28 protein-coding genes and 1 tRNA gene are annotated in these 25,577 nt (G+C 71.2%); 13 read left to right on the forward strand and 16 right to left on the reverse strand.

Annotated features, from left to right (window positions below; translation table 11 throughout):
- Window positions 1-68 precede the first annotated feature (68 nt).
- Together AB0883_RS24625 and AB0883_RS24630 are read left to right on the forward strand one after the other, a co-directional pair.
- Complete coding sequence (locus tag AB0883_RS24625) at window positions 69-1,172, forward strand: DUF3068 domain-containing protein (RefSeq protein WP_366643761.1); 1,104 nt, start codon at window positions 69-71, stop codon at window positions 1,170-1,172.
- A 1,100-nt stretch (window positions 1,173-2,272) separates the two neighbouring features.
- Window positions 2,273-2,737, forward strand: coding sequence for a hypothetical protein (locus AB0883_RS24630; protein WP_366643604.1), 465 nt, complete (start codon window positions 2,273-2,275; stop codon window positions 2,735-2,737).
- A gap of 58 nt (window positions 2,738-2,795) precedes the next feature.
- On the opposite strand, the gene AB0883_RS24635 is transcribed toward AB0883_RS24630, so the two are convergent.
- A complete protein-coding gene (locus AB0883_RS24635) occupies window positions 2,796-4,466 on the reverse strand; it encodes a DUF885 domain-containing protein (RefSeq protein ID WP_366643606.1) in 1,671 nt (556 codons plus the stop codon).
- Window positions 4,467-4,653: 187 nt separating this feature from the next.
- Between AB0883_RS24635 and AB0883_RS24640 the strand changes: the two genes are divergently transcribed.
- Window positions 4,654-5,763: a DMT family transporter gene (locus AB0883_RS24640; protein ID WP_366643607.1), complete on the forward strand. Its 1,110-nt coding sequence runs from the start codon at window positions 4,654-4,656 to the stop codon at window positions 5,761-5,763.
- Between the two features lie 211 nt (window positions 5,764-5,974).
- On the opposite strand, the gene AB0883_RS24645 is transcribed toward AB0883_RS24640, so the two are convergent.
- The 3 genes from AB0883_RS24645 to AB0883_RS24655 form a co-directional block, all read right to left on the reverse strand.
- Window positions 5,975-7,051, reverse strand: a complete 1,077-nt coding sequence (locus AB0883_RS24645; RefSeq protein WP_366643608.1) for a PHP domain-containing protein — start codon at window positions 7,049-7,051, stop codon at window positions 5,975-5,977.
- A gap of 65 nt (window positions 7,052-7,116) precedes the next feature.
- Window positions 7,117-10,041: a glycosyl hydrolase gene (locus AB0883_RS24650; RefSeq protein ID WP_366643609.1), complete on the reverse strand. Its 2,925-nt coding sequence runs from the start codon at window positions 10,039-10,041 to the stop codon at window positions 7,117-7,119.
- 171 nt (window positions 10,042-10,212) lie between these two features.
- Entirely contained in the window at window positions 10,213-10,974 is a 762-nt protein-coding gene (locus AB0883_RS24655; RefSeq protein WP_366643611.1) for a M23 family metallopeptidase, read from the reverse strand.
- Window positions 10,975-11,034: 60 nt separating this feature from the next.
- On the opposite strand from AB0883_RS24655, the gene AB0883_RS24660 reads away from it, so the two are divergent.
- The 4 genes from AB0883_RS24660 (at window position 11,035) to AB0883_RS24675 (ending at window position 13,022) form a co-directional block, all read left to right on the forward strand.
- Window positions 11,035-11,427: a hypothetical protein gene (locus tag AB0883_RS24660; protein WP_366643612.1), complete on the forward strand. Its 393-nt coding sequence runs from the start codon at window positions 11,035-11,037 to the stop codon at window positions 11,425-11,427.
- A 143-nt stretch (window positions 11,428-11,570) separates the two neighbouring features.
- Window positions 11,571-11,738 carry a hypothetical protein gene (locus tag AB0883_RS24665; protein WP_165947875.1) on the forward strand — a complete coding sequence of 56 codons (168 nt, stop codon included), beginning with the start codon at window positions 11,571-11,573 and terminating at the stop codon, window positions 11,736-11,738.
- Window positions 11,739-11,860: 122 nt separating this feature from the next.
- Complete coding sequence (locus AB0883_RS24670) at window positions 11,861-12,388, forward strand: tRNA adenosine deaminase-associated protein (protein ID WP_366643614.1); 528 nt, start codon at window positions 11,861-11,863, stop codon at window positions 12,386-12,388.
- A 184-nt stretch (window positions 12,389-12,572) separates the two neighbouring features.
- Entirely contained in the window at window positions 12,573-13,022 is a 450-nt protein-coding gene (locus AB0883_RS24675) for a nucleoside deaminase (protein WP_366643763.1), read from the forward strand.
- Between the two features lie 5 nt (window positions 13,023-13,027).
- On the opposite strand, the gene AB0883_RS24680 is transcribed toward AB0883_RS24675, so the two are convergent.
- From AB0883_RS24680 to deoD, 3 genes are all read right to left on the reverse strand, one after another.
- Complete coding sequence (locus AB0883_RS24680) at window positions 13,028-13,495, reverse strand: thioesterase family protein (RefSeq protein ID WP_366643615.1); 468 nt, start codon at window positions 13,493-13,495, stop codon at window positions 13,028-13,030.
- On the reverse strand, window positions 13,492-14,130 hold the full coding sequence (locus tag AB0883_RS24685; RefSeq protein WP_366643616.1) for a TetR/AcrR family transcriptional regulator: 639 nt from the start codon (window positions 14,128-14,130) through the stop codon (window positions 13,492-13,494). The genes AB0883_RS24680 and AB0883_RS24685 overlap by 4 nt, the downstream gene beginning before the upstream one ends.
- Before the next feature lie 111 nt (window positions 14,131-14,241).
- Window positions 14,242-14,949 carry a purine-nucleoside phosphorylase gene (gene deoD / locus AB0883_RS24690; protein ID WP_366643617.1) on the reverse strand — a complete coding sequence of 236 codons (708 nt, stop codon included), beginning with the start codon at window positions 14,947-14,949 and terminating at the stop codon, window positions 14,242-14,244.
- Window positions 14,950-15,024: 75 nt separating this feature from the next.
- Between deoD and AB0883_RS24695 the strand changes: the two genes are divergently transcribed.
- Both AB0883_RS24695 and AB0883_RS24700 read left to right on the forward strand, forming a co-directional pair.
- Window positions 15,025-15,111 (forward strand) — tRNA-Ser (locus AB0883_RS24695).
- A 195-nt stretch (window positions 15,112-15,306) separates the two neighbouring features.
- Window positions 15,307-16,623, forward strand: a complete 1,317-nt coding sequence (locus AB0883_RS24700) for a hypothetical protein (RefSeq protein WP_366643618.1) — start codon at window positions 15,307-15,309, stop codon at window positions 16,621-16,623.
- A gap of 76 nt (window positions 16,624-16,699) precedes the next feature.
- Here the strand turns inward: AB0883_RS24700 and AB0883_RS24705 are convergent, their stop codons facing one another.
- A complete protein-coding gene (locus AB0883_RS24705; RefSeq protein ID WP_366643619.1) occupies window positions 16,700-17,251 on the reverse strand; it encodes a DUF5872 domain-containing protein in 552 nt (183 codons plus the stop codon).
- A 183-nt stretch (window positions 17,252-17,434) separates the two neighbouring features.
- Here AB0883_RS24705 and AB0883_RS24710 point away from each other — a divergent pair, with 183 nt between their 5' ends.
- Window positions 17,435-18,010, forward strand: coding sequence for a kinase (locus AB0883_RS24710; RefSeq protein ID WP_366643620.1), 576 nt, complete (start codon window positions 17,435-17,437; stop codon window positions 18,008-18,010).
- On the opposite strand, the gene AB0883_RS24715 is transcribed toward AB0883_RS24710, so the two are convergent.
- The 4 genes from AB0883_RS24715 to AB0883_RS24730 form a co-directional block, all read right to left on the reverse strand.
- Complete coding sequence (locus AB0883_RS24715) at window positions 18,011-18,541, reverse strand: hypothetical protein (RefSeq protein WP_366643621.1); 531 nt, start codon at window positions 18,539-18,541, stop codon at window positions 18,011-18,013.
- Window positions 18,538-19,152: a hypothetical protein gene (locus AB0883_RS24720; protein WP_366643622.1), complete on the reverse strand. Its 615-nt coding sequence runs from the start codon at window positions 19,150-19,152 to the stop codon at window positions 18,538-18,540. The genes AB0883_RS24715 and AB0883_RS24720 overlap by 4 nt, the downstream gene beginning before the upstream one ends.
- A gap of 380 nt (window positions 19,153-19,532) precedes the next feature.
- The gene (locus tag AB0883_RS24725; RefSeq protein ID WP_366643623.1) at window positions 19,533-19,724 is read right to left on the reverse strand and encodes a DUF397 domain-containing protein; all 192 of its coding nucleotides are present in this window, start codon (window positions 19,722-19,724) and stop codon (window positions 19,533-19,535) included.
- The gene (locus AB0883_RS24730) at window positions 19,715-20,482 is read right to left on the reverse strand and encodes a helix-turn-helix transcriptional regulator (protein WP_366643765.1); all 768 of its coding nucleotides are present in this window, start codon (window positions 20,480-20,482) and stop codon (window positions 19,715-19,717) included. The genes AB0883_RS24725 and AB0883_RS24730 overlap by 10 nt, the downstream gene beginning before the upstream one ends.
- Window positions 20,483-20,720: 238 nt before the next feature.
- Here AB0883_RS24730 and AB0883_RS24735 point away from each other — a divergent pair, with 238 nt between their 5' ends.
- Window positions 20,721-21,227, forward strand: a complete 507-nt coding sequence (locus AB0883_RS24735) for a hypothetical protein (protein ID WP_366643624.1) — start codon at window positions 20,721-20,723, stop codon at window positions 21,225-21,227.
- Window positions 21,224-21,472, forward strand: a complete 249-nt coding sequence (locus tag AB0883_RS24740) for a flavin reductase (RefSeq protein WP_366643626.1) — start codon at window positions 21,224-21,226, stop codon at window positions 21,470-21,472. The genes AB0883_RS24735 and AB0883_RS24740 overlap by 4 nt, the downstream gene beginning before the upstream one ends.
- 76 nt (window positions 21,473-21,548) lie before the next feature.
- Here AB0883_RS24740 and AB0883_RS24745 read toward each other — a convergent pair whose 3' ends face one another.
- From AB0883_RS24745 to AB0883_RS24760, 4 genes are all read right to left on the reverse strand, one after another.
- Window positions 21,549-22,340 carry a sulfite exporter TauE/SafE family protein gene (locus AB0883_RS24745; protein ID WP_366643767.1) on the reverse strand — a complete coding sequence of 264 codons (792 nt, stop codon included), beginning with the start codon at window positions 22,338-22,340 and terminating at the stop codon, window positions 21,549-21,551.
- A gap of 562 nt (window positions 22,341-22,902) precedes the next feature.
- Window positions 22,903-23,358, reverse strand: coding sequence for a hypothetical protein (locus AB0883_RS24750; protein ID WP_366643628.1), 456 nt, complete (start codon window positions 23,356-23,358; stop codon window positions 22,903-22,905).
- Between the two features lie 23 nt (window positions 23,359-23,381).
- Entirely contained in the window at window positions 23,382-23,825 is a 444-nt protein-coding gene (locus AB0883_RS24755; RefSeq protein ID WP_366643629.1) for an HIT domain-containing protein, read from the reverse strand.
- On the reverse strand, window positions 23,822-24,307 hold the full coding sequence (locus AB0883_RS24760; RefSeq protein ID WP_366643630.1) for a TIR domain-containing protein: 486 nt from the start codon (window positions 24,305-24,307) through the stop codon (window positions 23,822-23,824). The genes AB0883_RS24755 and AB0883_RS24760 overlap by 4 nt, the downstream gene beginning before the upstream one ends.
- 262 nt (window positions 24,308-24,569) lie before the next feature.
- Here AB0883_RS24760 and AB0883_RS24765 point away from each other — a divergent pair, with 262 nt between their 5' ends.
- Window positions 24,570-25,541, forward strand: coding sequence for a TIR domain-containing protein (locus AB0883_RS24765; protein ID WP_366643632.1), 972 nt, complete (start codon window positions 24,570-24,572; stop codon window positions 25,539-25,541).
- Window positions 25,542-25,577 lie beyond the last annotated feature (36 nt).

The raw sequence follows: 25,577 nt of genomic DNA on the forward strand, positions 1-25,577 counted from the left end.
AGGACCGCTCGCCGGACACCGGCTGACTGTCTTTGTTGGGAGGATCAGTGAAGGCTCGTCTGGGCGCCGTGCTGTTCGGGATAGGCGTCTTGTGTCTTGTGCTCGCCGCGGGAGCGGCGTTCTTCGTGGCACCGACGGTGACGAAACTGCCGTACGACCTCAAGCTGTGCAACGCGGAGGGCAAGCCGGAGGGCTGCCTGAAGTCGAGCGTCGCGGTGGCGGAGAACGCCAAGTTCCTGCAGCTCAAGAAGGATGCCCCGCCGACGGTGCAGACCGGCTCGCTGGAGGCCACCACCGAGGTGGCGCCGCAGGCCGGCAACACCGAGGCGGAGATGACCGGTGACCTGGAGGGCAAGGCGGTCGTCTGGGGCGCGTACGGCACGGTGAAGTGGGTCCAGACCGGCGAGGTGATCAGCCAGTACTCCGCGGAGCTGGCCCTGGACCGGCGCACCGCCGCGGCGGTCGGCTGGGACAAGCAGTTCCTCCAGGCCGACGGCCCGGAGGGGCCGAGCGAGGTTGCCTTCGGCGGGCAGACCTACAAGTTCCCGTTCCACACGGAGCGCAAGGACTACGAGTACTTCGACCGGGACGTGCGCAAGGCGCTGCCGATTCGGTTCGACGGCACCGAGAAGATCAACGGCACGGAGGCGTACCGGTTCCAGCAGGTCATCGAGGAGACCGACCTGGGCATGCCGGCTGAGCGGGTCGGTGGCCTGCTCGGGGCGTTCGCTCCGGGCGCGACCAGCGGCAAGGTGATGTACAGCAACACCCGCACCATCTGGGTCGAGCCGGTCAGCGGCAACTTCGTCAAGGTGCGGGAACAGCAGAAGAAGACGCTGGTGCCGAACCAGGGCACGCCCACCGCGCTGCTGGACGCCGACTTCGTCTACACCGACCAGACCATCGCGAACAGCGTCGAGTCGGCCGGTAAGAACCGGGACAAGCTGCTGCTGATCGGGCGGACCATTCCGCTCGTGCTGACGGTCGTCGGCGCGCTGGCGCTGATCGTCGGGCTCTGGCTGGTGCTGGCCGGACGCCGGGCCACCGCCGCCGCGCGGCACCGCGCCGCCGAGGGGGACGCCGACGCCGCCACGGCGCCCGCGCCGCGGACGTCGTCCGAGCAGGTGACCTCCGGGGCGTCCGGGCGCGACGGCGAGGCCGGGCGCCGGTAGCGGGCCGTCGACCGACGCCCACGGGTGGGCGTCGATCACCGGCTGCCAGATGACGGGCCGCCACCGTCGTCCTCGTACGCGGGGCGACGGTGGCGGCCTTTCTGCGCGTACGGGACTCGTCGTTACGGAACCGTAACCTGCACGGCTTCCCGTCACCGACGGTCGCAGGGCGGGCGGCGATGCGCCCTCTTTGCGAGGAAAGTAATAGATAGGCATCGATAAGCCTCGGAGGGTCCTGTGGCGGGGCGTCACCGAGCGTCATTCCGGCCGTGCCGACCGTCGATCCGGGCCTTGTGGCCCACGTCTCGGCGGGGCATCATCGTCGCACGTTCGTTACTCATCGGTAACTGTGGCCGCTCGGGCGCGGGGACGTCGCCGGCCGATCGGGCGACCCGCGCGGAAGCCCCCGGAGGAGGAAGACCGTGCAGCGGATCCCCTACGCGGTGGTCGCCTCGGTCACGGCGCTCTTCTCGCTGATCGGGGTGAACCTGGGCGGCTTCCTCGCCGCGCCCGGCCCGACGCCGGTGCACGCCGTGGCGCCGCGGACTCCCGACTGCCCGACCCCCACTCCGAGCCAGGACGGCACGCGTCCGGCACCGACCGGTACGCCTGCGGTGCCGAGCGGCACGCCTCCGGCACCGACCAGCACGCCTCCGGCACCGACGAGCGCGCCTCCGGCACCGGGGGGCGGACCGGGTGCGGCGCCGTTCCCGAGCGCCACCGGCGCCGCCCCGCCCCCTCCTACGGGTGACGGGAACGCCGTCCTCGACGGCATCGGTGACCGCCTTGGCGGCGGCCGGGAGGACGACGAGGCCCCCCGCGCGACGCTGCCGGACGCCCCGACCATCCGCCCCACGACCCCGGCCCCGACCTCAGCCCCGGCCGAGCCCACCACCCCGGCCAGGCCCACCGCTTCGACGACGGCCAGGCCCACCGTCCCGGCCAGGCCCACCGCTTCGACGACGGCCAGGCCCACCGTCCCGGCCAGGCCCACCGCTTCGACGACGGCCAGGCCCACCGCCACAGCCTCGGCTCGGCCTGATGCTCCCGGCACGCCGTGCGCGCCGGCCAGCCCGACGCCGGGCCGGCCCGGTGACGTGGTGGCGGGCGAACCACTGCCGCGGGTCGCCCCCGATCCCGGGCAGCCGGTGGTGGCGGCGGTGCCGTCGAAGCTCACCGGCTCGAAGGTGACGATGGACGGGCTGCGGTTCGAGGGCATCGTCGACCTGCCCACCGCCGACGGCAGCCTGCGGGTCCTGAAGTTCACGATGGACCGGGCGGTGACCGAGGACTTCCTGCTCCGCGCACCCGGGCCGGCCGACCGGACGATGCGGTTCGCCACGGACGAGCTGACGGTGCAGGGGGACGTCGCCTTCTACGCCACCCGGTTCGTCGGGCGGCTGCTCGGCATCAAGATCACGCTGACCCCGGACCTGCCGTTCCCCGACGGCCTGCCGGTCACGTCACCCGTTCCGATCACCTTCACCGAGCCGGCCATGGAGCTGGCGTTCGTCACCAGCGACACGCTGACCGCCCGGCCGGCGTTGGAGCTGACCCTCTCCTGACCTCACTCCACCACCACCCGGTGCGGGGCCGGTGTCCCTCCGGCCCCGCACCGCCGGCTCAGAGGCGGGCGAGCGCCTTGCGTAACGGGTCGAGCCCCAGCGAGCCGAGGTCGAGCGCCTGGCGGTGGAACTCCTTGAGGTCGAAGTCGGCGCCCTTGCGGGCCTTCGCCTCGTCACGGGCCTGGAGCCAGATCCGCTCGCCCACCTTGTAGGAGGGGGCCTGCCCCGGCCAGCCGAGGTAGCGGTTCAGCTCGAAACGCAGGTTCTCGTCCGGCACCCGGCAGTGCGCCCGCATGAACTCCCAGCCCAGTTCCGGCGTCCAGCGCTCGCCGGGGTGGAAGCCGAACGGGTTGTCCTTCGGGATCTCCAGCTCCAGGTGCATGCCGATGTCGACGATCACCCGGGCGGCCCGGAACGCCTGCCCGTCGAGCATGCCGAGCTTGTCGCCCGGATCCTCCAGGTAACCCAGCTCGTCCATCAGCCGCTCCGCGTAGAGCGCCCAGCCCTCGCCGTGCCCGGAGACCCAGCAGAGCAGCCGCTGCCAGCGGTTGAGCAGCTCGGCCCGGACGGCGGTCTGGGCGACCTGGAGGTGGTGACCCGGCACGCCCTCGTGGAAGACGGTGGTCACCTCGCGCCAGGTGGAGAAGTCGGTGACGCCCTGCGGCACCGCCCACCACATCCGCCCGGGGCGGGAGAAGTCCTCGCTCGGGCCGGTGTAGTAGATCGCGCCGTCGCTGGTCGGGGCGAGGCAGCACTCGATGCGGCGTACCTGCTCCGGGATGTCGAAGTGGGTGCCGTGCAGGTCGCCGATGGCCTTGTCGGCGAGCGCCTGCATCCAGTCCCGGAACGCCTCCTTGCCCCGGATCGTCCGGGCGGGGTCGGCGTCGAGCGCCTCGACCGCCTCGTCGATGGTGGCGCCCGGGCCGACGATCCGGCCGGCCACCGCCCGCATCTCGGCCTCCAGCCGGGCCAGTTCCTCGAATCCCCAGGCGTACGTCTCGTCGAGGTCGACCCTGGCGCCGAGGAAGTACTGCGACGCCAGCTCGTAGCGCTCGCGACCCGCGGCCTGCTTCTCCCGGCCGAGCGGGGCCAGCTCGGTGCGGAGGAACTGGCCGAACTCGGCCGTCGCCGCGGTGGCCGCCGCCGCGCCCCGCCGCAGCTCGGCGCCGAGGGTGCCGTCGGCGCCCAGCCGCTCGACCAGCCCGTGGAAGAAGTTGTCGCCGTCCGGGTCGACCCAGATGTCGCACTGCTTGGCGACCTCAACGAGCTGGACCCGGGCGCTGACGTGGCCGGCGGCGGCCGCCTCGCGCAGCGTCGCCTTGTAGCCCTCCAGGGTGCTCGCGAAGCGGTTGAGCCGGGCCGCCACGTTGGCCTTGGCGTCGTCACCCTCGGTCGGCATCAGGTCGAAGACCATGCGGACCTCGTGCAGACCGCTGGAGATCACGTTGACCTCGCTGCTCGCCTCGCCGGCGTCGTAGCGGGCGAGGTCGAGGCCGAGCCGCTCCTGCATGGCCTCCTTGGCGGTCCGCTCCGCCTCCGACTCCGGCTCGGTCATGTCCAGTTCGGCCAGCGTCCGCCGGGTCAGCTCCGCGCGGGCCGTGTATCCGTCGGGCGACAGGTCGTCGAGCTGGTCGTCGTAGCCGGCGATGCCGACGTAGGTGGCGCCGATCGGGCTCAGCGGCGCCCACTCGGCCACGTAGCGGTTCGCGAGGTCATCGATTCGTCCCACGCTGCGACCCTACGTGAGGGCACCGCCGGGTTGTCGAACGCGTTCTGCGTGTTCAGGGCGGCACGCCACGGCGTGCGCCTCCTCGCAGTGGCCAACGCGTCACCGGGCTAGGCGGTTTCTGTGGTGATCGACACGGCGTGGAAAAAGTCGCGGGACTTCGTCGTACGGCTGCGGCAGAGTGTCAGGGGTGACAGTGGATTCCACTCCTGACCGGGCGGCGCTGCGGAGCTGGCTGCCCGGGTTCCTGGCGCTGGCCGCCATCTGGGGCTCCAGCTTCCTGTTCATCAAGATCGGCATTGGGGAGCTGCATCCACTCCACCTCACCCTCTACCGGGTCGCCGCCGGCGCGGCGACCCTGTTGCTGGTGCTCGTCGTGCTCCGCGACCGGCTGCCCGCCGAGCCCCGGGTCTGGGCGCACCTGACCGTGGTCGCCGCGTTCGGCGTCGCCGTGCCGTTCACCCTGTTCGGCTACGGCGAGCAGCGCGTCGAGTCGATGCTCGCGGGCATCTGGAACGCCACCACCCCGCTCATCGTGCTGCCGCTGGCCGTGCTGGTGTTCCGCACCGAGCGGCTGACCGCGCGTCGGGCGGTCGGCATGGCGCTGGGTTTCGCCGGGGTGCTGGTGGTGCTCGGGGTCTGGCAGGGGGTGGGCGGTGCCCACTTCACCGGGCAGCTCATGTGCCTGGGCGCGGCCGCCTGCTACGGCGTCGCCATCCCGTACCAGAAGAAGTTCGTCGCCGGCAGCGCGCACTCCGGGCTCTCGCTCTCGGCGGCGCAGCTGCTGGTCGCGACCGCCCAGCTCGCGGTCGTCGCGCCGCTGGTGGCGGGGGCGCCGCCGGCCCCGACCGGCCTCTCGGCCGAGGTGCTCGGCAGCGTGCTCGCGCTCGGCGCGCTCGGCACCGGCCTCGCCTTCGTCATCAACCTGCGCAACATCCGGGTCGCCGGGGCGAGCACCGCCTCTACCGTGACCTACCTGGTGCCGGTGTTCGCGGTGCTGATCGGCGCCCTGGCCCTCGACGAGCGGCTCACCTGGCACCAGCCGGTGGGCGCGCTCATCGTGCTGTTCGGCGTCGCCGTCTCGCAGGGCCTGATCGGCCGCCGGCCCGCACCCGCCGGTGTCGCCGGGCCGTCCACGGCCCGTGCCCCCGAGCCGTCCGTGCCCGCCGCCACCACCGTGTCGGCCGCCACCGTGACCGTGCCGGCGGATGCCACGACCGTGCCGGCCGCCGCCGTGCAGCCCGTTTCCTCCGGGGCGGCCGACCCGGCGGTGCCTGCCGCGCCGGCTGCCCGCTGCTGAGCGGCCCCGGCCGTCACCACGGGGACCGTCGGGCCCGCTGCGACGTGGTCCCACGGACGGGGCAGCTCGACAGCGGGCCGCCGGCCATCGCCCGGGAACCGCCGGCCATCGCCCGGGAACCGCCGGCCATCGCCGGCCACCACCCGGGTCGCGGGGGGCCATCGTCCGGGTCGCCGGCCAGGGCGCCGTCCGGCAGTACGGCAGCCAGGGGTCAGCCGGCGGCGTGCCCGCGGGCCCAGTCGACCAGCCGGTCGGCGTCCCAGGTGTTGACCACCCGGTCGGCGGGCACCCCGCACAATGCGGCGCGCTCGCAGCCGAACCGCTGCCAGTCGAGCTGCCCGGGGGCGTGCGCATCGGTGTTGACGGCGAAGTCGCAGCCCGCCTCCAGCGCCCGGCGGATGAGCCGCTTCGGCGGGTCCTGCCGCTCCGGCCGCGAGTTGATCTCGACGGCCACCCCGTGCTCGGCGCAGGCGGCGAAGACGGCGTCGGCGTCGAAGTCGCTCTCCGCCCGGGTACGCGGCCGGTGCGCCCGGTCGCCCGGTCCCTTCACCCCGGCGGGCCGGGACGCCACCATCCGCCCGGTGCAGTGGCCGAGGATGTCCAGGTGCGGGTTCGCGATCGCGGTCAGCATCCGCCGGGTCATCTTCGCCCGGTCGTCGTTCAGGCCACTGTGCACCGACCCGACCACCACGTCGAGGCGGGCCAGCAGCTCCTCGTCCTGGTCGAGCGACCCGTCGGCGAGGATGTCCACCTCGATGCCGGTCAGGATCCGGAAGCCCTCCGGCAGCGCGTCGTTGACCTTCGCCACGTGGTCGAGCTGCCGGCGCAGCCGGTCGGCGGTCAGCCCCCGGGCCACCTTCAGCCGGGGCGAGTGGTCGGTCAGCACCACGTACTCGTGGCCCAGCTCGACCGCCGCGAGCGCCATCTCCTCGATGGGCGAGCCACCGTCGGACCAGTCGGAGTGGGTGTGGCAGTCACCGCGCAGCGCCGTGCGCAACGCGGTGGCCGCCGCGTCCAGGTCCGTGCCCTCCGTGGCGAGCAGCCGGCGCAGGTAGACCGGCTCCTCGCCGGCTAGCGACTCGGCCACGCAGCGGGCGGTGACGTCGCCGACCCCGGACAGCTCGGTGAGCTTGCCGGCGCGGGCCCGTTCGGCCAGTTCGCTTCCCGGCAGCGCGGCGAGGGCCGTGGCCGCCGACCGGAACGCCCGGACCCGGTAGGTCGCCTCGTTCGCCCGTTCCAGGAGGAAGGCGATCCGGCGTAGGTCGGCGATGGGGTCCCGGGCGCTCATGCCATGGAAAATACGCCTCCGCGCCGCCGGTCGTCAGACGACCGACGGCGCGGAGGCTCACGGGATCAGGAGTGCGGCAGCTTCACCAGCGACCGGTCGCCGATACCGAGGGTGGTCGGGTTGTTCCCGATCGCCGACCAGACCTCCACCCGTACGGTGCCGTTCGACAGGTTGCCGAGGGCGCCGGTGGCGGAGTGCAGGCCGCTCTGCTGGGTGTAGCGCTCGTACCCGGGAACCGGGTCGGTGGCGAAGTAGCGGTACGTCTCCACCCGCTCCCAGCTGCCGTTGCCCGTCAGGTCGTAGGAGACCCGCACCTGCACCCCGTTGCCGACCGCGTTGCCGGCGTCGAGGAACAGGTCGAAGGCGGTCTGCCCGCCGCCGTACGCCAGGTCCAGGCCCGTCGCGGTGAAGACCTGCGGGTTGGTCGGCGTGCCGTCGCGGTTCGCGCCGCCCGCGCCGGCCACCGTGGCGGTCGCCGGGCCGCCGGCCGCGGCCAGCCCGCCACCCGGCAGCAGGTACCGGGTGGGGAAGTCCGCCGACGGCGGCGGGGTGGTGGGCGGCGGGGTCGTCGGCGGGGCCGTGGTGGGCGGGGTGGTCGTCGGCGGGGTGGTCGTGGGCGGCGGCGTGCCGGTGACCCCACCGGTCGCGGTGCCGCCGCTCCAGGTGTACGCCCCGCTGGTGGCCGTCTTCCCGGCGGGCACGGCGAGCCGGGTGCCGTCGGAGAAGGTGACCGTCAGCGGCGCGGCGGTGATGTTGCTCGCCACGTAGGTGCGGACGCCGTTGCGCTGGAACACCGCCGCCAGCGGGTGGTTGGCCGTGACCGGGGTGTGCACCGTCCCGAGGGCGGCGAGGTTGCGGATCCAGTGGAAGGTGTGTGCCCGGCTCTCGCCCTCCTCGGGCGTGTACCCGGGGTTCGCGCGGAGCTTCGCCAGCGCCGCGTCCGGGTCGCCGAGCGCCAGGAACTGCCAGAGGATGTCCTGCCACACGGTCGGTTCCCCGCCGTTGTTGCGCACCAGCTCCTGGTAGTTGGCCCGGTTGGAGGCCGGGTACTGGCCGAGGTAGAGGTGCCCGCCGGTGACCGGGAGCATGTTGATGCCCTGGATCATCTCCGGGTCGGCGCTGAACCAGGTGGCGTACGCGCCGCCGTCGCCCCAGACCATGCCGACCGTGGAGTGCCCGAACGCCTCCGGGTAGTTCTCGTTCGTCACGTCGAACCAGTACTCGTGGATCGCCGCGGCCTGGGTGGTGTGGATGAAGATGCCGGCGTCGCGTACGGCGGTGTTGCCGGTGGCCTGCCCCCACTGGATGAGGGCGTTGGCGAAGTTCATCCCCTCGGACGAGGACTCCTGGTTGTTGCCGGCGTTGAACGAGCCGTGCCCGGCGGCCCAGTCGTGCCCGGCGTAGATGTCGAAGTCGCGCAGGTACGGGAAGCGGTTGTCGCTGCGGTCGTAGTTGTTCGCGTCCCGGATCAGCAGGTCGATCATGCCGCCGTACTGGTCCTGCCGGGCCCAGGTCGGGTCGAACTTGGCCAGGGTGGCGGCGGCGGCGATGTAGTAGCCGTAGTGGAAGTGGTGGTCGTTGAGTTCCTGGTCGGAGCCGTAGGAGGCCGGGTAGCCGATCAGGGTCCCCCAGTTGCGGTCGTAGTGGAAGACGCCCTCGGTCTCGCCGGGCGTGGCGGTGAGCCAGTCGTTGAGCGTGCTCCGGATGGCGTTCAGCGCGGAGGTCCGGGTCTCGGCGTCGCCGACCTGGTCGGCGATCTCGGCGATCCGGGCGGCCCGGCCCAGGCCCTTGCCCGTCCAGTAGGTGTCGCCGCCGCGCTGGTCCATCGGGTTGCCCCTGACCGCGGCCAGGTGGTTGCGCAGCGTCGTCAGGTCCGCCCCGGTGCCGGTGGCGACGGCGGGGACCTCCGGCAGTACGCCGTTGAACTTCATCGAGGTGCGGAACGCGTTGACGCCGGTGAGCACCTTCATCCGGCCGCGCGCCGACGGGTAGGTGAGCACCAGCGGGGTGGAGCCGGTCAGCGACCGCCACTGGTGCGGGTAGAGGCTGACGACCGTCTGGTTCGCCGTGCCCTCCCGGGCGGTCGTGGTGAGGGCGTACGTGGTGTTGACGGTGCTGGTCGCCTGGTCGTAGGCGTACGAGACCCGGGTGCCGGTGACGTGCGCGTGGGCGTACCGGCCGTAGGTGGTGGCCAGTTCGGCGCGGGACGCGGCGTCGGTGCTCGGGGTGGTGGGCAGCAGGGCGACCGAGAAGTAGCCCCTGCCGGCCAGGTTGGAGGTGATCCGTCCACCGTTGACGGACCAGGTGGCGCCGGTGGGCGCGTACGCGACGTAGTCGTGCCCCCGGACGGTGAAGCCGATCGTGGCGCCGCTGTTCGACCAGACCGTGGCGCTGCCGCCGGTGGCGTTGACCAGGGCGTCGCCGCCGCTGGTGCGGAAGTACGCGAACGGCAGGCCGTGGCCGATGGTGGCGCGCAGGGTCCGGGCGCCGTCGTTCCAGTACGGGGTGACCGTCCAGTCGGTCCAGCCGTCGACCTTGACGACCGGGGCGCCGAGCCCGGCGATGCCGACCCGGATGTCCTCGGAGTACGTGTACTTGAACTCGCCGACGCCGGTGGCGGTGCCGCTGATCGTGGGCGTGGAGGTGGCCGACAGGCCGAGGCCGTCGCCGGCCGGCTGGTAGGAGACCGGGTGCGCGTGCAGCGGCTCGCTGTAGGAGCAGTTGGTCCGCTTCCACAGCAGCGACGACCACCAGTCGTTGGTGGGGATCGGCCCGGCGGGCGCGTCGGCGGTGGCGAACTGCCGGGGGTTGGTGGTCATGTCTCCGCAGCCGGTGGGCAGGGGGCCCACGCGGTCCGTGGTGTAGCTGCCGGCGCCGACGGTGGCGGCCTGGGCGGGGGTGGTGGTCACGACGGCGAGGCCGCCGAGGGCGAGGGCCAGGGCGGAGGTGGCCGCCACGGCCCAGGTGCGGCGTGTCGCAGGAGGTGTCACAGTGCCTCCGGTCGGGGAGCGCCGGTCGGGGACGGGCGCGTTCTGCGGGCGAATTGTGTGGAAAGGGGCCTCAGAGAGCGCTCTCTTGCAGCGGGACGCTAGCCCAGCGCCGAGACTTCCGTCAATGTTTCCGACCGATGAAGCGCTGATGACGACAAACGGGAGCGGTCGTCAGGCGGCCGGCGGCGCCTTCGGGCAGCCGTGCCGGCGGTGCCAGGCGGCCACCTCGGCGGCCGGTTCCTTGTTGCCCTTGCGCCGCCACGAGTTCAGGTACGGCGCCGGCCAGACCACGCCCCGGCGGATCCACCAGCCGTCCCGGCCGGTGCACGGCGGGGAGATGCCGAAGTGCAGGTGGCAGACGTTGTTCGCGTTGCCGGTCCGGCCCACCTCGCCGAGCCGCTGCCCGGCGCGCACCCGTACCCCGGCGTCGATGCCGTCGGCGATGCGGCGCAGGTGCGAGCCGTAGTAGCGCACCCCGTCGTCGCCGAGCAGCGACACCGACAGCCCGCCGTTGTGCGGCCCCCGCGGCCCGCGCCTGTCGAACCGGTCGACCCGGCTGACCTCCAGCAGCACGCCGTCGGTCACCGCCACGACCGGCTCGCCGCAGTCGGCGAAGATGTCCGTCCCGGGGTAGGCCGAGTGGGTCGGGTGGTAGGCGACGTTCGCCGCGCGTACCGGGAAGACGTGCGGCAGCCCGGCGCGGGTCGACGCGGTCGACGGGCCGGTCGGGGCGGCGGCCGTCGGGGTGCCGGCGCCGGTCGGGCTGGCGGCCGGCGGCGCGGGCTGCGCGGCCGTCGCCGGCAGGCTCGGGCGGGGTTCGCCGGGCGTCGTCCCGGGCCGCGTCGTCGCGCAGCCGGCGGCCAGCACCGGCACGAGCACCAGCAGGACCGGGTACGCCGGGCGCGCGCGGCGTCCGATCGTCGGCGAGGGCATCCGGTCATCCTGACAGAGTCGGTACGGTGGTGGAGGCGCACGGCAGAAGGGGAGGGGTCGATGACGACCGGACGGTACGCCTTCCCGCCCGAGCCGGACGCCGGGTTCCGGCCGGCGCCACGGGTCCCCTCGGGGCTCTTCCCGTCCGGGCCGCCGTCCCAGCCCACCTACCGCGAACCGCACCCGGTCACCGGCGCGGGCGTCGCGTCCGGCGCCGCCGTGGCGGCCGTCTGGCTGCTCCTGTTCGGCCTGCTCGGTCGTGGCGTGTCCGGGTACGCCTGGTGGACGCTGCTGGCCGGCGGGCTGGCCTGGCTGGCCGCGTTGCTGCTGGTCCGCGCGGGCGACCGGGGCGTGGCCACCGGGATCGCGATCGTCACCGCCGGCGGGTGGAGCATCGCCGCCGCCATCGTGACGGTGCGGTGGGCGTCGAGCGGGGACTGGCCGCTCTGGTGAGCCCGGTCCGGCCCCTTCCACCCGGGCCGCGACCCGCCTCCCGGGACCCGCTCCGGCGGGCCCGTGGCTGCGCTGCGTCGCGGGCCGGCTGCGCAGCGAATCCCGCCTTGACGTGGCCGCCCGAACTCGGCACCCTCGGCGGTATGGCCTGGACCACTCCGCGGCTCGATCCCGAGCGCAGCCGCCGTCGCCAGCAGCTCCTCGCCGAGTTGGCGGGCGCCCGGGCGGTACGCCAGCGCGTACGGCCGCAGCGGGTGCGCAGCGAGCGCCTGCGGGAGCTGATCGCCACCCGGCGCCGGGTCGCCGGCTGACGACAGGCAGACTTTCCCCAGGATTGACCGGCCCTTCGGGGCGTTGACCGGTCGCCTGCCGACCCGACCGGCTAACGTGCACGCGTAACGGGTCGGCCTGCCGAGGCTCTTTTGGGGGAACCGTGTCGTACTTCGCTGCGGCCGTCGTACGTGACGACAGCGGTTGGACGGCCGCCGAGGTGAACCTGCGGGGCGTCACCGACATCGAGGACGTCGCCGACCGGCTGCGCGACGTCGACTCCGACGCCGACCTGTCGCTGCTCTTCGTCGAGGCGGACGACACGTACCTGGTGGTCATGCGCCTGGACGAGGGGGAGGACCTGCGGGTCTTCGGCTCCGACTCGGCCTACGCCGAGGAGTCCCGGCTGGGCGCCCTGCTGGTCGGCGACCTGAAGACCTCGGTGACCGGGCTGGACGACACCGAGGAGCCGCGCCCGTCCGGCCGCGGCGACGACGACACCGAGCAGCCCGCCGTCGACCCCGAGGCCGACCCGGTCGGCGAGGCCGACCTCCTGGCCGACCTGGGCATCTCCGCGCAGAAGCTGCTCAACCTCTGCACGCGGGAGGGCATGATGCCGGGCGACGTCACCGCCGAGGTGTGCCAGGTGCTCGGCTGCGCCGACGAGGTCGAGGAACTGCGTGAGGTCTGAGCCGTCCGGGCCGGGCCGGGCCGGGGCGGGCGGCGCCGAGCCGGCCGACGCCACCGATCCGGCGCTGGGCACCGTACGCCCCGGGCAGCCGACCCCGGGCGCGGCGGGCCGGGTCGGACCCGGCGCCCACGAGGGGCTGGCCGAGCCGGACGGCGCCGGCCGGCGGCAGCGGCACGAGCTGTGGATGCGCCGGGCGCTGGAGGTGGCCGTGACCGGGCCCGACAGCCCGACCGGCGCGGGCCCCGACGCCGCCGACGACATCCCGGTCGGCGCCGTGCTCTACGGGCCGGACGGCACCGAGCTGGCGATCGGGCGCAACGAGCGGGAGTTGACCGGCGACCCGACCGCGCACGCCGAGGTGCTGGCGCTGCGCCGGGCCGCCGAACGGCTGGGCCGCTGGCGGCTCGACGGCTGCACCCTGGTCGTCACCCTGGAACCCTGCACGATGTGCGCGGGGGCGCTGGTGCTGTCCCGGGTGTCCACCGTGGTCTTCGGCGCCTGGGAGCCCAAGACCGGGGCGGCCGGGTCGCTGTGGGACGTGCTGCGCGACCGCCGGCTCAACCACCGGCCGGAGGTCTACGGCGGCATCCTGGAGTCGGAGAGCGCCGCCATCCTGCGCGCCTTCTTCCGCTGACGGGCTCAGGCACCCGTCGGGGCGGGCCGGAGCAGGGTCGCAGCCACCGCGCGGGCGGTGTCGGTCCACGGGGTGGGGCGCAGGGTCGCCGGGTCGAGCCGGACGATCGCCCGCGCGCCCTCCGCGTGCACCGTGCCGCCGTCCAGCGACTGGAACCGGTAGGCGTACCGGGCGCTGCTGGTGCCGAAGTGGTCGAGCCAGAAGTGCACCGCCACGGGTCCGGTCCCGGTGACCGGCGTCCGGTAGCTGATGGTGAACTCGCGTACGGCGTGGAAGACGTCCGGCGCGCTGTGCCGCCCGCCCTGGAACGAGACGCCGTGCTCCGCCCAGTACCCGGTCAGGGCCCGTTCGAGCAGCACCGCGTACCGGGCGTTGTGCAGCAGGCCGAACGCGTCGAGGTCGTCGAAGTGCACCGCGACGTGCGCGACGTGACCGAACTCGGCGGCGGGCTGGTCGACGATGGCGTGGCTCATGAGATGCCTTCCGGTAGCAGGTTCGGATCGGGGCACAGCGCCCGCAGGCGGTTCAGCAGGCCCTGGCGGGCGTGCCGGTAGGCGGTGTCGGGGTCCAGCAGGCGGGAGCGCATCGCGGCGGTGATCCCGAGCGCGTCGATCTCGTACGCCAGCTGAGAAACGTCCACGTCGGCGGGAAGCTCGCCGGCGGCGACCGCCTCGCGGACGAGTTGTTCGAGGAACGCGGTCCAGCGGCCGAACACCTCGGCGAGCCGGTCCCGGACCGGGCCGGGACGCGCGTTGTACTCGAAGTCGGCGCTGGCGAAGAAGCAACCGCCGGGAAGCACCCGGGCGGCGAAGAAGTCGATCCGGGCCTGGTGCAGCGCCCAGAGCCGCCGTACGCCCCGGGGGGCGCGCAGGGCCGGCTCGATGACCCGTTCCCGCTGCTGCTCGACCGCCCGGTCGACCGTGGCGAGCTGGAGCGCCTCCTTGGAACCCCAGTGCGCGAAGAGGCCGGACTTGCTGACGCCGAGCGTGTCGGCCAGCTGGGCGAGGGAGAGCCCGTGCAGGCCGACCTCGGTGGCGAGGACCACGGCGGCGTCCAGCGCGGCGGCGCGGGTCCGGTCGCCCCGCGCGACGCGTCCGTCGACTGTCATGGGCTGAGGCTAATAAATAAGCACGACCGTTCGTACAGTTTATCCGCGTGACCGTGGTCACGAAACCGCCCCGCCGTCCGGAGGGACGACGGGGCGGTTGCCGAGTGGAACTCAGGCGACGATCGTGTCCAGGGCGATCTCGACCATCTGGCTGAAGGTCTGCTCACGCTCCTCGGAGGTGGTCTTCTCGCCGGTCTTGATGTGGTCGCTGACGGTCAGCAGGGTCAGGGCACGGGCCTTGAAGCGGGCCGCGATCGTGTAGAGCGCCGCCGACTCCATCTCCACCGCCAGCACGCCGTAGTCGGCGAGGGCGTCGTAGAGGTCCGGGCGGTCGGTGTAGAAGGCGTCCGCCGCCAGGATCGGCCCGACCCGCATCGCGATGCCGCGCCGCTCGGCCACCTCGACCGACGTACGCAGCAGCCCGAAGTCGGCCACCGGGGCGTAGTCGATCAGCCCGTCGAAGCGCATCCGGTTCATGTTCGAGTCGGTGGACGAGCCGATGGCGGCGATCACGTCGCGCAGCCGCAGGTCCTCGGTCAGGGCCCCGCAGGAACCGACCCGGATCAGGCTCTTCACGCCGTACTCGTTGACCAGCTCGTGGGCGTAGATGGAGGCGGAGGGCATGCCCATGCCGGAGCCCTGGACGGATACCTCGACGCCGTTGTGGCGGCCGGTGAAGCCCAGCATGCCCCGGACCGTCGAGTAGCACTGCGCGCCCTCGAGGTAGGTCTCCGCGATCCACTTGGCCCGCAGCGGGTCGCCCGGCATCAGGACCCGCTCGGCGATCTCTCCCGGCTTCGCGCCGATGTGCGTACTCATGGCAAGGATCCTGCCAGGCCGCCCCGGGGCATACCGGTTCGGCGTCCGAACCCGGGGTCATGTACCCTTCTCGGCGGTGGCGTGTCCGAGTGGCCTAAGGAGCACGCCTCGAAAGCGTGTGAGGGTTTACGCCCTCCGCGGGTTCAAATCCCGCCGCCACCGCTCGTGACATGCGAGAACGCCCGGACGATCCGCGAGGATCGCACCGGGCGTTCTGCTTGTGGCCGGTGTGAACAGGCCCTCGCGACTCGCACCCGCTCCGGCGAGGGCTGCATGCGAGGACGCCTGTCAGCTCACGAATTGACAGGCGGCACTACCCTCTGCCCCGATGGTCCGCCTTTACGGGAGAAGCATCGGATGCCGGTCAGCGCTCGGTGGAAAGAGCAGGGGCAGTTTCTCAGACTTGCGGCGCTGAACGTCCTTGGGCGGATCCGGCATTGGCCGGCGCTCCGCGCACTCCCGTCGGCCCGCTCGCTGCGCAGGGACTGGTCGGGCGTCGCCGTGCGGCACAGTCCGGGCGACAAGGGGTTGCCGGAGCCCGTCGTCGCGGCGATACGTCGCATCGCCGTCCACTCGGCGATCCAGCAGAAATGGATCGTGCGAGCGATGCTGTCGACGGGGGGCGGCCTGCTGGTCGCTGCCGGAGTGATCGGGATGCCGTTTCTGGCGGCGTCACTGCTCGACGTCGAGATCTCGATCGTGATCGCGATAGGGGCTTCCTTCCTCGCGCTCACTCTGTGGGCGGTGGTCACGCGCGCCTTCCTCGCCGCGGCCCGTGTTCCGCCCCTCTCCGTCGTTCCGCTGCCTGCCGACGTGCTGGAGTTCGGCGTGCTGGGCGTGCTCACCTGGTGGATGATCCGGGGCGGCGGGAACGAGCAGTTGAGCGCCTTCCTGGGCGAAGGTGGCCTGAACCTCGACCAGGATGATCGGGCGAGGGTGACGGCGTTGGTGCATACCCTGCTGCTGACCGCGGCCCTCTACGGGCTGACGACGACCCTGGTCGACTTCGTACACCGGATCTCCGGCTACCGGTCACCCGCAGAGTTACTCGCTCGGCGGGCCCACGGATATCTTCCCCCGGCCCATATAATCATGGAGGTCTATCTGCATCTGATCGTGTTCCTCGACGGCAACCGCGCGAGGATCCGAAAGAGCGGCGTGAAGAGACGGCTTGTCTCGGCGATGCGTTTCAACCGGGCAGAGATGGTTCTCGACGTGGACCGGTGCGTACGCAGCTACGGCGGCGGCAACGAGGACCGGGGCATCTACCGTGACCGGGCGCAGGTCTTCGCCTCCCGCCTCGAACTGCACGAGCGTCGGGTGTTCGACGCCATGACCCCGGCCCAGGTCGACAGTGTCCTGCGGGAGATGCTGCTCGACGTCGAGTCGCTGTGCGTCGACGGCTGGCCGGATGCGAGCGGCCAGGGCCGGCGCAGCGTCAGGACCCGTCTGGTCGAAGTCCTTCGCCGGGTGGTACCGGCGCTGGCGTTGGGCGCCCTCGGGTTCTTCTATCCGAAACTCCCCACCATCGACGCCGGCGCCCCGGCGACGGGCGCCGTCCAGGCGGCCATCATCACGGCGGCGGTCGCCCTGCTGGTCACATCCGACGCGAATTCCGAGGGCAGGGCGAGGAACCTGCTCGAAAGGAGGGGCCGCGACCAGGGCGAATCATGAGCAGTTGGAGAAGCGCCGTGCGGGGCGGCTGGGACTCACGTGGGCGGTGTGCTGATCCGCCCGCCTCCGCCGCCCGTCAGCGGCGGGTCAGTTCCTTCTCCAGGCGGTTGATGAGGGTCTTGCGGGACTTGCCGTCGCGCTCGCGGCGCAGGGCCGACTTCAGTTGGCCCTTGTCGAGGTCGCGGACCAGCTTGGTCGCCTCGGCCACCGGCAGCTCCGACAGCCGCTCGGCTGCGGTGACGTTGCGGCGGGCGCGCTTGGCGGGCCCGGTGTTGGCGACGAACTGCCTGCCGGACTTCGACTCCTTCCGCTTCTTGGCGTCGGTCGCGCGCCGCTGCTCGGGAGAGAGCTCCTTCCAGGCCTGTTCGGGCAGGTAGCGGCTGGTCTCGTCGCCGTGCCGCGCCCGCGTGTCGCCCTCCTTGGTCTGCCAGTGCTCGCCGCCCCAGCGCTGTAGGGACTTCTGCCGCTCGTCCTTCGGGCCGACGAAGCCCCCGCCACGCCTCTTGTACTCCTGGGTGACCAGCTGCGACTTGCGCGCCGACCACTGTCCCGGCCGGCCGCCCTTGTCGGAGGCCTTGACCTCTTCCTTGATCTGCTCCCGGAGTTCGGGCTTCGTGTACCGCGCCATGCCCGGCGGTTACCCGGCACTCCCGGGCCCATGCTTCCGGGGCTTCGGATGCTCCCGCGAGCCTCCGACGGCTTCGGCGCGCCGTCGACCGTCGTGTGCATCGCGCTCGGTCGGGCACGGGGCGACTGATAACGTCCGAGGATCCGGCGACCCGGCCGGATGCCCTCGTCGAGAGGACCGACCATGTCTTCCTCGGGTCGGAGCGCCGGCTTGAAGCGCGGCGTCGTCCTCTACGGCCCACCGGCGGTGGGGAAGGACACCATCACCCGCTACCTGGGGGTGCTGGACCAGCGGTACGTCCTGTTCCCCTGCCTCGAAGCCGGGCCGGGCCTTACGAACGGCCCCCGGAGGGCCACCCCGACCGAGATCGAGGAACTCCGCCGGCGGGGCGAGATCGTCTGGGAGAGCCGGCGGCACGGTGCCGCCCACGTCATCGACCGGCCGGGACTCGCGGCGCGGCTCGCCGAGCATGTCCCGGTGGTCCACCTCCGCCACGTCGAGGGCATCGACGCCGTCACCGGCGCCTTCCCCGACGCGCGCTGGCTCGTGGCCTTCCTCTGGTGCCCCCGGGAGATCGCCGAGGCGCGGGTCGGGCAGCGCGGCACCGGCGACACGGAAGGCTGGGACGAGGTCCCGATCATCGGGCACGCGGACCTGACCATCAACACCCTCCTGACCGACCCGGAGGACGCCGCCCGGCAGATCGACAGCCGGGTCACCGCCATGGGCCAGCCGTGGTCAGGGCCGCCGGTCCCGTAGTCAGCAGGGGCTGTGGCCCTCGTGGAAGAGGCGCTGGGCCCAGTCGGCGTATCCGGCGATGATCTTCTTCACCGCCTGTCCGTCGTGCAGGAAGAGGTACGCCCGGTCGCCCTGCCGGGCGAGCAGCCCGTCGAGCCGGTACGTCCCCTGTGGAGCATCGAGCTCGCGCACGGACGGGTAGCGGCTACGGACCTCCTCGACCGGCATGCCGGCGGTGACTCCCTGCGGTGTGCGCGTCGCCTCGCCGAGCCAGAGCAGCACCAGCCGGTCGTCGACAAAGATGGGACTGGTCGTGTCGTACCCGGCGAGCGCCGGGCCGCAGGCGTCGACGTCGGAGCGCAGGATGCCCCGCCGGGTCAGCTCGTCCTCGGTGTCGCCGAACTCGACGTCGCGCAGGCCGTTGAGGTCGACCACCTCGACGGCCCCGACGGGCCGACCGTCCAACCCGGACGACGGCGGATGTGCGCCGCTGCCCGAAACCCAGGCAGCCGTCGTCAGCGCGGCGATAAAGCCAAATTGTCGCAATTTCATGGAATCCCCCAGTCCCCAACGGGACCGGGCCGTTCAGGTTGCTGCCCGCCCGCAGATTGCCGGTTTTCCCACTCCTCGGCCAGTTCGTCCCAGTAGTCGGCGCTGAGCCGCCGGCGCCCGTGCGCCAGCCAGCCGGCGGTGCTCCGCTCGACGTGCAGGCCCAGCTCGGCGAACGGATCGATCCATGCGCCGGGTTCCGCCCCGAGCCGGGTGAGCGCCGCGTTGAGCGGCCACTGGGCGCGCGGCCCGTCGAAGAGTCGGTCGAACCCCGGCCCCCAGCTCACCCGACCGCCGAGCCACACCACCGCCGACTGGTAGCCCGCGCCGCCGGCGAACTCCGCCTCCAGGTACGCGACCGGGCCCGACCGCGACCACCGTGCGAGGGCGTCGGCGAGGGGTGCCGAGAGCGACAGGTGGAACGGCTCCTCCGGCGACCGCTCCGCCACCGAGAAGTCGGGCAGCGCGCCGGTCAGCTCCTCGACGAGCTGTGGGGTGACCGGCAGCAGCGCGAAGTCCTGACGCAGCTCGCCCAGGACCGCGTGGTCGAGGTCGGCGGTCTGCTCGCGGAGCAGCTCGGCGTCCGCGACGACCGCGCTGAGCTGGTAACCCATGGGAGCCCTCCGCCGTCCACAGCCTGTGGATGGAACATGTGTACGACGAATGCCGCCTCCGCCGCCCTCCGCACCGTACCGAATCGTCCCCTACCGGCACCGCCCCGCGATTTGCTCTGTCAGCCCGTTCCGCGACGAACTGCGGCCTTCGCCCGAAGGGCGCGGAGCCGGAGCGCAGCACCCAGCGTGACGGCCGGAGCGGGCCGGCCTCCGGGTCGCACCCGGCGGCCGTGGCCGGCGTCCGGGGCGGGCCCGGCGGGCGTGCCCTGCGGGCGGGTGGGTCGAGTGGAACACCACGGGTGTATCCCGCGCCGGGAGACAACCGTGGTGTTCCACTCGCACCCCACCCTGGGCGCGTCTCCGCCGTTACCGGACTCCGGTCAGGTGCGCGCGGCGACGGATTCGACGAACGCGCGCCACGCCGCCGGTGGGAAGGCGAGCGCCGGGCCGGCCGGGTCCTTCGAGTCGCGTACCGCGACGACGCCGGGCAGGTTGTCGGCGACCTCGACGCAGTTGCCGCCGTTGCCGCTGCTGCGGCTGCTCTTGCGCCACCGCGCGCCGTTCAGCTCCATGTCTCCGCCACTTCCGAGATGAGATCGACCGACTGCCAGTGGGACAGCGCCTCGCCGCGCACGTTCTCCCACGCAGCCATCATGGCGGCGATGTCCGCGGGATCGCTAACCAGTTGGCCTTGGAGCTGGTTGTCGAGGTAGCCGGCGATCCGGTGGTCGTGGCTGCTGGCGATCACGAACGGCCCGTTCAGGCCCGCGTAGGCGCCGACCGACGACGGCACGACGTGCACCCGCACGTGCGGCTCGGCGCAGGCATTGACGACGGCCCGGAGCTGCTCGCGCATGGTGGCCCGCCCGCCGACCGGCCGGCGCAGCACCGCCTCGTCGATCACGGCCGTGAACTGCGGCGGCTCGTCCTGCCGCAGGATGCCCTGGCGGGCGAGCCGGGCCGCGAGGTGCCGCTCGACGTCGCCCCGGGGGAACAGACCGCCGTCGGTCAGCACGGCCCGCGCGTACGCCTCGGTCTGGAGCAGGCCCGGCAAGACCACCGATTCGTACGACCGCAGCGACACCGCCTCGCGCTCGATCTCCTGCCACGGACGAAACCAGATGGGGTCACGACGTCTCGAAGTGTCCGGCCAGATGTCCGACACGTCCCGGCGGAGGGCCTCCGCCGCCGTCAACCGGTGCCGGGCGTGCGGTATGCGGTCCTCGGTCAGCCATCGCCCGACCGTCTTCGGATCGACGCCGACGGTCTCGGCGAGCGATTCGATCGTGTGCCCGGTGTCGCTGAGCGCCACCCGGAGCGCGTCGTTCACGGGCTCCTCCCATCGGATGTCCCAAATATCTGGCGACCATATCTCTACGGGCTGTATCTGTCTGCTCACACGCGGCAAGTTGGGGTGACGAAGACGGCGCGGCCGGTGGAGGCGTATGAGCCCGGCGGTCGGCGTCAGTCGCGGGGCCGCCCCGGCGGGGAGGGCGGGGCGGCCCCGCTCCAGCCCGACGTCCCGGCCTTCGGGGCGAACTTGTCGAGCCTCCAAGGAGGTCCCGCCCGTGCCAACCCGCCGCGCCCCAGACACCGAGCACCGGGGCGAGCCCCGCCTCCCCGTCGACCGCGACGATCCGCCCCCGCCCGCCGCCCCCGCCCGGAACCGACCGATGGGCTGGCCCCCGGGTACGACCATCCGCGTCCCCGACGACGCTTACCGCTTCGGCGAGGGCCCGCTGACGCTGCGCATCGCCGAGGTGCTGAGCGTCGGCCCGTTCGAGGGTCGCCTCTGGGCCGAGGTACGCGGCCACCAGGTGGACTCCGACGGGACGGTCCACCCCCGTGAGCGCTTCGCCTCGATCCGCGTCGACCGCGCCCGGGTGGTCGCCACCGCTGCCGCCGGGGCTGCTGCTTCCGGGAACGCTGCTTCCGGGACCGGGACTTGTCGGAGCGCTGCCTGCCGGGCCGATGCCTCGGAGGTCGGCGCGGCCCGGGTCGGCGCGGCCCGGGTCGGAGCGGACCTGGCCGGAGCGGAGGACCCGGCCGGAGCGGCGGGACCGGTGGCGCGGTGAGTCGCCGCCGGGAGCACACCCCGACCCGGCCCACGTGGCGGTGCCGGGCGTGCGGCATCGCCTGGCCCTGCTCGGCGGCGAAGCTGCGGCTGCTCGGCGAGTACCGCCACGACCGCGCCGCGCTCACCGTCCACCTGGCGACCCTCCAGGCCGAGGCCGCCGCACAGCTCGCCACGCTCGACCCCGGCGTGAGCCCGGCCCGGCTGGCCGACCGCTTCCTCTCCTGGGCCCGCCCGCGCGGATGACCACCCGCCGCGCCGCGCCCACCCGTCGCCCTGCCGCCCGGATTAATCGGGTGCGAGCCGGTGCCCGGCTCGGTGGTCAGAGCAGCAGGTTGACCAGGGCGGCGAGCCCGACGACCACGATGATGGCGCGCAGCGCCACCGGCGGGAGCCGGCGTCCCCACCGGCCGCCGGCCAGGCCGCCCGCCACCGAACCCACCGCGATCAGCAGCGCCGGCTGCCATGCCACGTTCCCCACCACGACGAACAGGACCGCCGCGACCCCGTTCACCAGGCCGGCGAGCACGTTCTTCACCCCGTTGACCCAGCGCAGGTCGGTGGAGAGCAGCACCCCGAGCAGTCCCAGCAGCAGCACTCCCTGGGCCGCGCCGAAGTAGCCGCCGTACACCCCGGTGCCGAAGACGCCGAGCAGCAGCATCGGCCCCACCCGCCGTACCGCCTGACCGCCGGCCGACGACGCGCCCGCGTCGTCCGCGACCGGCCGCCGGCGGGCCAACGCCCGCGCCAGCCGCGGCTGCACCACCACGAGCACCAACGCCAGGATGATCAGCGCCGGCACGATGGCCCGGAACGCGCCGGGCGGCAGGAGCAGCAGCAGTACGCCGCCGGTGACCCCGCCGAGCACGGCGGCGACACCGAGGCGGGCCAGCAGGCCGCCGTGCCCGGCCAACTCCCGGCGATAGGCGTACGCCGCGGAGAACGCCCCCGGCACCAGCCCGACGGTGTTCGACACGTTCGCCACCACCGGCGGATAGCCGAGGGAGAGCAGGACCGGGAAGGTCACCAGCGTCCCCGAGCCCACCACCGCGTTGATGGCTCCCGCCGCGACCCCGGCGGCCAGCACCGCCAGCCCTTCGGCGACGTTCAGCATTGCGTTCACTCGTGTCTGCGCTCTCCCCGGGCCGGTCGTCGCCCGCGGGTCGCCGCCGCCCGGTTGTCTCGCTGCCGGTTGCGGCTGTCAGCGTAGGACGCGGGCGGCGCTCGTTGATCGACGTGCGGCGGGGATCACGCCGTGACCAGTCACGGCCGCGTAGCGCGCCCCGGAGCGGCGCCAGCGACTCGATGCCGATGTCCAGCACCAGCCGGAGAAGCGCCGGCCCGGCCCCGGCCTCCGAACGCTCCTGGGCCGCATCGGCAGAAACGGTACGAGGGCCTTCCCCCGATGGGGTCGGCCCTCGCGTTCGTGCTGCTCAGCGAGCGGAGGATACGAGATTCGAACTCGTGAGGGTGTTAACCCAACACGCTTTCCAAGTCTGTCGTCTCGCATCCGGAGGCGGTTGTCTTCGTACCGAGCAGCAGTGTCGGTTAGGGACTGAACCCGGCCGGACTACCTCGCACGTGATCGAACGAGACGGAAACTGAGACGATCGCGCTGCCTGTCTGGACTTAGAGACAGCCGTCTTAGCTACCCTCAGCGACGAGGCGACGAGTCATCACCGGACCAACAACGCGATCAAGCAGCCGACAATGACGACCGCTCCGTAGAAGGGGGCGACCGACCATGAGAGCCAAACGTTGCGATCTGGGAACCACCGCCGCACGCGTAGTTGGATCTTTCGTAGACGCGTGGCCGCCGGGGTAATCGGATCGTCCGCATGTGACGGGTCGAGCGAGAAAAGTGGGATATCTCTAGTTCCGCGTGCGACCGCGTCATAGAGTCGCCTGTATGCCTTTTCTTGCCGCAAGTAATTCGCATCAAGAAAGCCGAACAATAGCACCGCACCAACGCCCAAAATGGCGACGGAGCTATCCTTTTTGGTTAAGGAGTAGCCGTAGGTTGCAGTGACTACCGGAAGTAGCCAGCCCTTCGCGGCCGAGGAAGCCGCAGACATCCGCGTCACGACAGCTTGGATGTAGTCCAAGTGCTTTCGCCGGTCGTCGGGGTCCACGGCGGTCTTCTCAGGGGGATAGGTCACTCCCTGCTCGCTTCCTGGCACTCGTTTCGAATCCGTTCCCAGACTTCATCCTTTTGATTTTCGGAGTAGCTTGTCTCCGGAGGCCAAATCCGCCCTAGATCGTCGTTCGCCCACCGGGGAACGATGTGGACGTGTAGGTGAAACACGGATTGGGTGGCCGCAGTTCCATTTGATTGGATTACGTTTAAGCCCTCGGGCTCGGTTGCACGTCTTATTGCGCGTGACAGGCCAAGGGTCGCTCGTGCCAGATGAGAAGCAGCATCCTCGCCTAGCGACCAGATGTCGGGGATATGCTCCCGCGGAATCACAAGCGTGTGGCCCAAGGTCGCGGGCTCCAGTGGAAAGAATGCAACTACATGTTCGTTGCGGAAGATTTCTCGGGTATCGGGGTCCCGTCGCTGGACGATCTCGCAGAACGGGCAGTCGGCGTCATATCTCATCGCGAGCGGATTACCCCTTGCCCTGACCACCACTCCAGGTTAGTGGCAAGGTTCTTATACGTAGTTTGAGAATCGATGTTGCCCTGCCAGTCTGTTGCCGTGGGGTCAAAAATGGGGATACTGCTTCCGATGTTAGCCTTTTCGAACGGGTTTGCGCCCAGCCTGTCGGTCGTGCCGAACGATGATAGTCCATGGATGCGGATGCCTAGCAGTGGTTTCTTGTCAGTCCATGCCTTCTCAATCTCGTAGATGACCCACGGCCGAGAAGCGGTCTCCTGGCCGACCAGCACGATGACCGCCTTCTTGTACGCCATCTGGCCGTGAATCCACTCTTCAATGGCGGTGGCGCCCTTCCGCCGAACCTCTTCCCATCGTTGAGCGTTTAGAAGTGGCTGCCCCTCCAGGGCGTTGATGTTCCGCACGAGTTGCACCCGGTGCACATCTCGTTCGTAGTGGAAGCTAAAGAAGACCGACTTGGCCATGGTTCCCTCTCTACGGTCGGCTGCTTAGGGCGGCTGCGTTGGCGAGTTGCCTGATCTTCGTAGCACCAGGGTGCGACAGCGGCCATGACTCGCCGCTGTCCGTATTCCGACTCCGCAGGAGCTAGACGCGTTCGTAGCATCGAAATCCTGTCAAATCCGTCATTTCGGCCTGATGCTCTGCTGCTTCCTCATGTCCCGTCGAATAGGATTGCCGCACGGCAGGGCATCTGACTGATCGGTCCCGGCAAAGGATTGGGTGTAAATGGGCTGGAAAGTTGAGAATCCGGACTCAAGCGAGCGTGAATACGACGTCTGCCTGTCGTTTGCTGGTGAGCAGCGCCCCTATGTTTCAGAGGTGGCAGCGGAGTTGTCACTACGGGGAATGCGGGTATTCTATGACGAGAACGAGAAAGCTAAACTGTGGGGCAAGGATCTGTATGAGCACCTCTCGTGGGTCTACCGGAAGTCGGCGAAGTATTGCATCTTATTCGCATCGAATGAGTATGCGGAGAAGATGTGGACTAGCCACGAGAGGCGGGCTGCGCAAGCACGCGCCATGACTGAGAGCAAGGAGTACATACTTCCGGTCATCTTCGATGACAGTGAAGTGCCTGGATTGCTGCCCTCGGTTGGTTTTCTGGATGCTCGTAAAACACCGGCGAGTGAAGTTGCTGAGTTGGCGGCCAAAAAGCTAGGCCCCGTTGTTAGGAAGAACTACCTGCCGCCGAACCCGGACCTTCTCTTCAATATGCTGAAGCTCAGGTCGGAAGCCGACCGCAAGAGGTGCGTTCGGGTTGCTGAATCGCTACTGAGTAGTTTGAAGCGCGCGACTGTTGACGAACGCCGCCTGGTTGGGTACGTCTTCACCATGGCGTGCGTAGAGGGGAAGTTGACCGATCCGCACGTTAATCTAGACCTTATGCGACGTGATACCGGTATTCCCGGACCCGAGATTATAAGCGCCATCGCTGGCATGGCATCCCTTGGTTTCTTTGCGCGCGTCAAGCGGCATTCGTTCGGGGGTGCCGGGGAGGAAGCCCTCCATCTCGAATGGCACGACATGAGTGTGTACAGGAATGCGAAACTTGCTAGCTTCGCGGCGAATTCGTCCACGAAGGTCGCCGCCGGAATGTTCAAAACCGCACTGGAGCACTACTGTGAGAACCACCTGGTATCAATTATTGAGCGACTCGACTTCTCGGCGCTTTCGTCCTCTCATGTACATAGGCATTAGGTCCTCCCATATCAAGTCCCCAGAGGCGGTTTGCTC

The organism is Micromonospora sp. NPDC047812 (assembly GCF_040704175.1).
In the GTDB taxonomy this organism is placed as follows: Bacteria; Actinomycetota; Actinomycetes; order Mycobacteriales; family Micromonosporaceae; genus Micromonospora.

Bases quoted from the DNA above. Each gene is read 5' to 3' on its own strand.
- AB0883_RS24700 (WP_366643618.1), top strand. From the start codon at position 15,307: ATGCCGGTCAGCGCTCGGTGGAAAGAGCAGGGGCAGTTTCTCAGACTT.
- AB0883_RS24675 (WP_366643763.1), top strand. From the start codon at position 12,573: ATGCGCCGGGCGCTGGAGGTGGCCGTGACCGGGCCCGACAGCCCGACC.
- AB0883_RS24705 (WP_366643619.1), bottom strand. From the start codon at position 17,251: ATGGCGCGGTACACGAAGCCCGAACTCCGGGAGCAGATCAAGGAAGAG.
- AB0883_RS24685 (WP_366643616.1), bottom strand. From the start codon at position 14,130: ATGACAGTCGACGGACGCGTCGCGCGGGGCGACCGGACCCGCGCCGCC.
- AB0883_RS24720 (WP_366643622.1), bottom strand. From the start codon at position 19,152: ATGGGTTACCAGCTCAGCGCGGTCGTCGCGGACGCCGAGCTGCTCCGC.
- AB0883_RS24745 (WP_366643767.1), bottom strand. From the start codon at position 22,340: ATGCTGAACGTCGCCGAAGGGCTGGCGGTGCTGGCCGCCGGGGTCGCG.
- AB0883_RS24665 (WP_165947875.1), top strand. From the start codon at position 11,571: ATGGCCTGGACCACTCCGCGGCTCGATCCCGAGCGCAGCCGCCGTCGC.
- AB0883_RS24645 (WP_366643608.1), bottom strand. From the start codon at position 7,051: ATGAGCGCCCGGGACCCCATCGCCGACCTACGCCGGATCGCCTTCCTC.
- AB0883_RS24755 (WP_366643629.1), bottom strand. From the start codon at position 23,825: ATGAGATATGACGCCGACTGCCCGTTCTGCGAGATCGTCCAGCGACGG.
- AB0883_RS24710 (WP_366643620.1), top strand. From the start codon at position 17,435: ATGTCTTCCTCGGGTCGGAGCGCCGGCTTGAAGCGCGGCGTCGTCCTC.
- deoD (WP_366643617.1), bottom strand. From the start codon at position 14,949: ATGAGTACGCACATCGGCGCGAAGCCGGGAGAGATCGCCGAGCGGGTC.
- AB0883_RS24725 (WP_366643623.1), bottom strand. From the start codon at position 19,724: ATGGAGCTGAACGGCGCGCGGTGGCGCAAGAGCAGCCGCAGCAGCGGC.
- AB0883_RS24680 (WP_366643615.1), bottom strand. From the start codon at position 13,495: ATGAGCCACGCCATCGTCGACCAGCCCGCCGCCGAGTTCGGTCACGTC.
- AB0883_RS24660 (WP_366643612.1), top strand. From the start codon at position 11,035: ATGACGACCGGACGGTACGCCTTCCCGCCCGAGCCGGACGCCGGGTTC.
- AB0883_RS24765 (WP_366643632.1), top strand. From the start codon at position 24,570: ATGGGCTGGAAAGTTGAGAATCCGGACTCAAGCGAGCGTGAATACGAC.
- AB0883_RS24655 (WP_366643611.1), bottom strand. From the start codon at position 10,974: ATGCCCTCGCCGACGATCGGACGCCGCGCGCGCCCGGCGTACCCGGTC.
- AB0883_RS24760 (WP_366643630.1), bottom strand. From the start codon at position 24,307: ATGGCCAAGTCGGTCTTCTTTAGCTTCCACTACGAACGAGATGTGCAC.
- AB0883_RS24715 (WP_366643621.1), bottom strand. From the start codon at position 18,541: ATGAAATTGCGACAATTTGGCTTTATCGCCGCGCTGACGACGGCTGCC.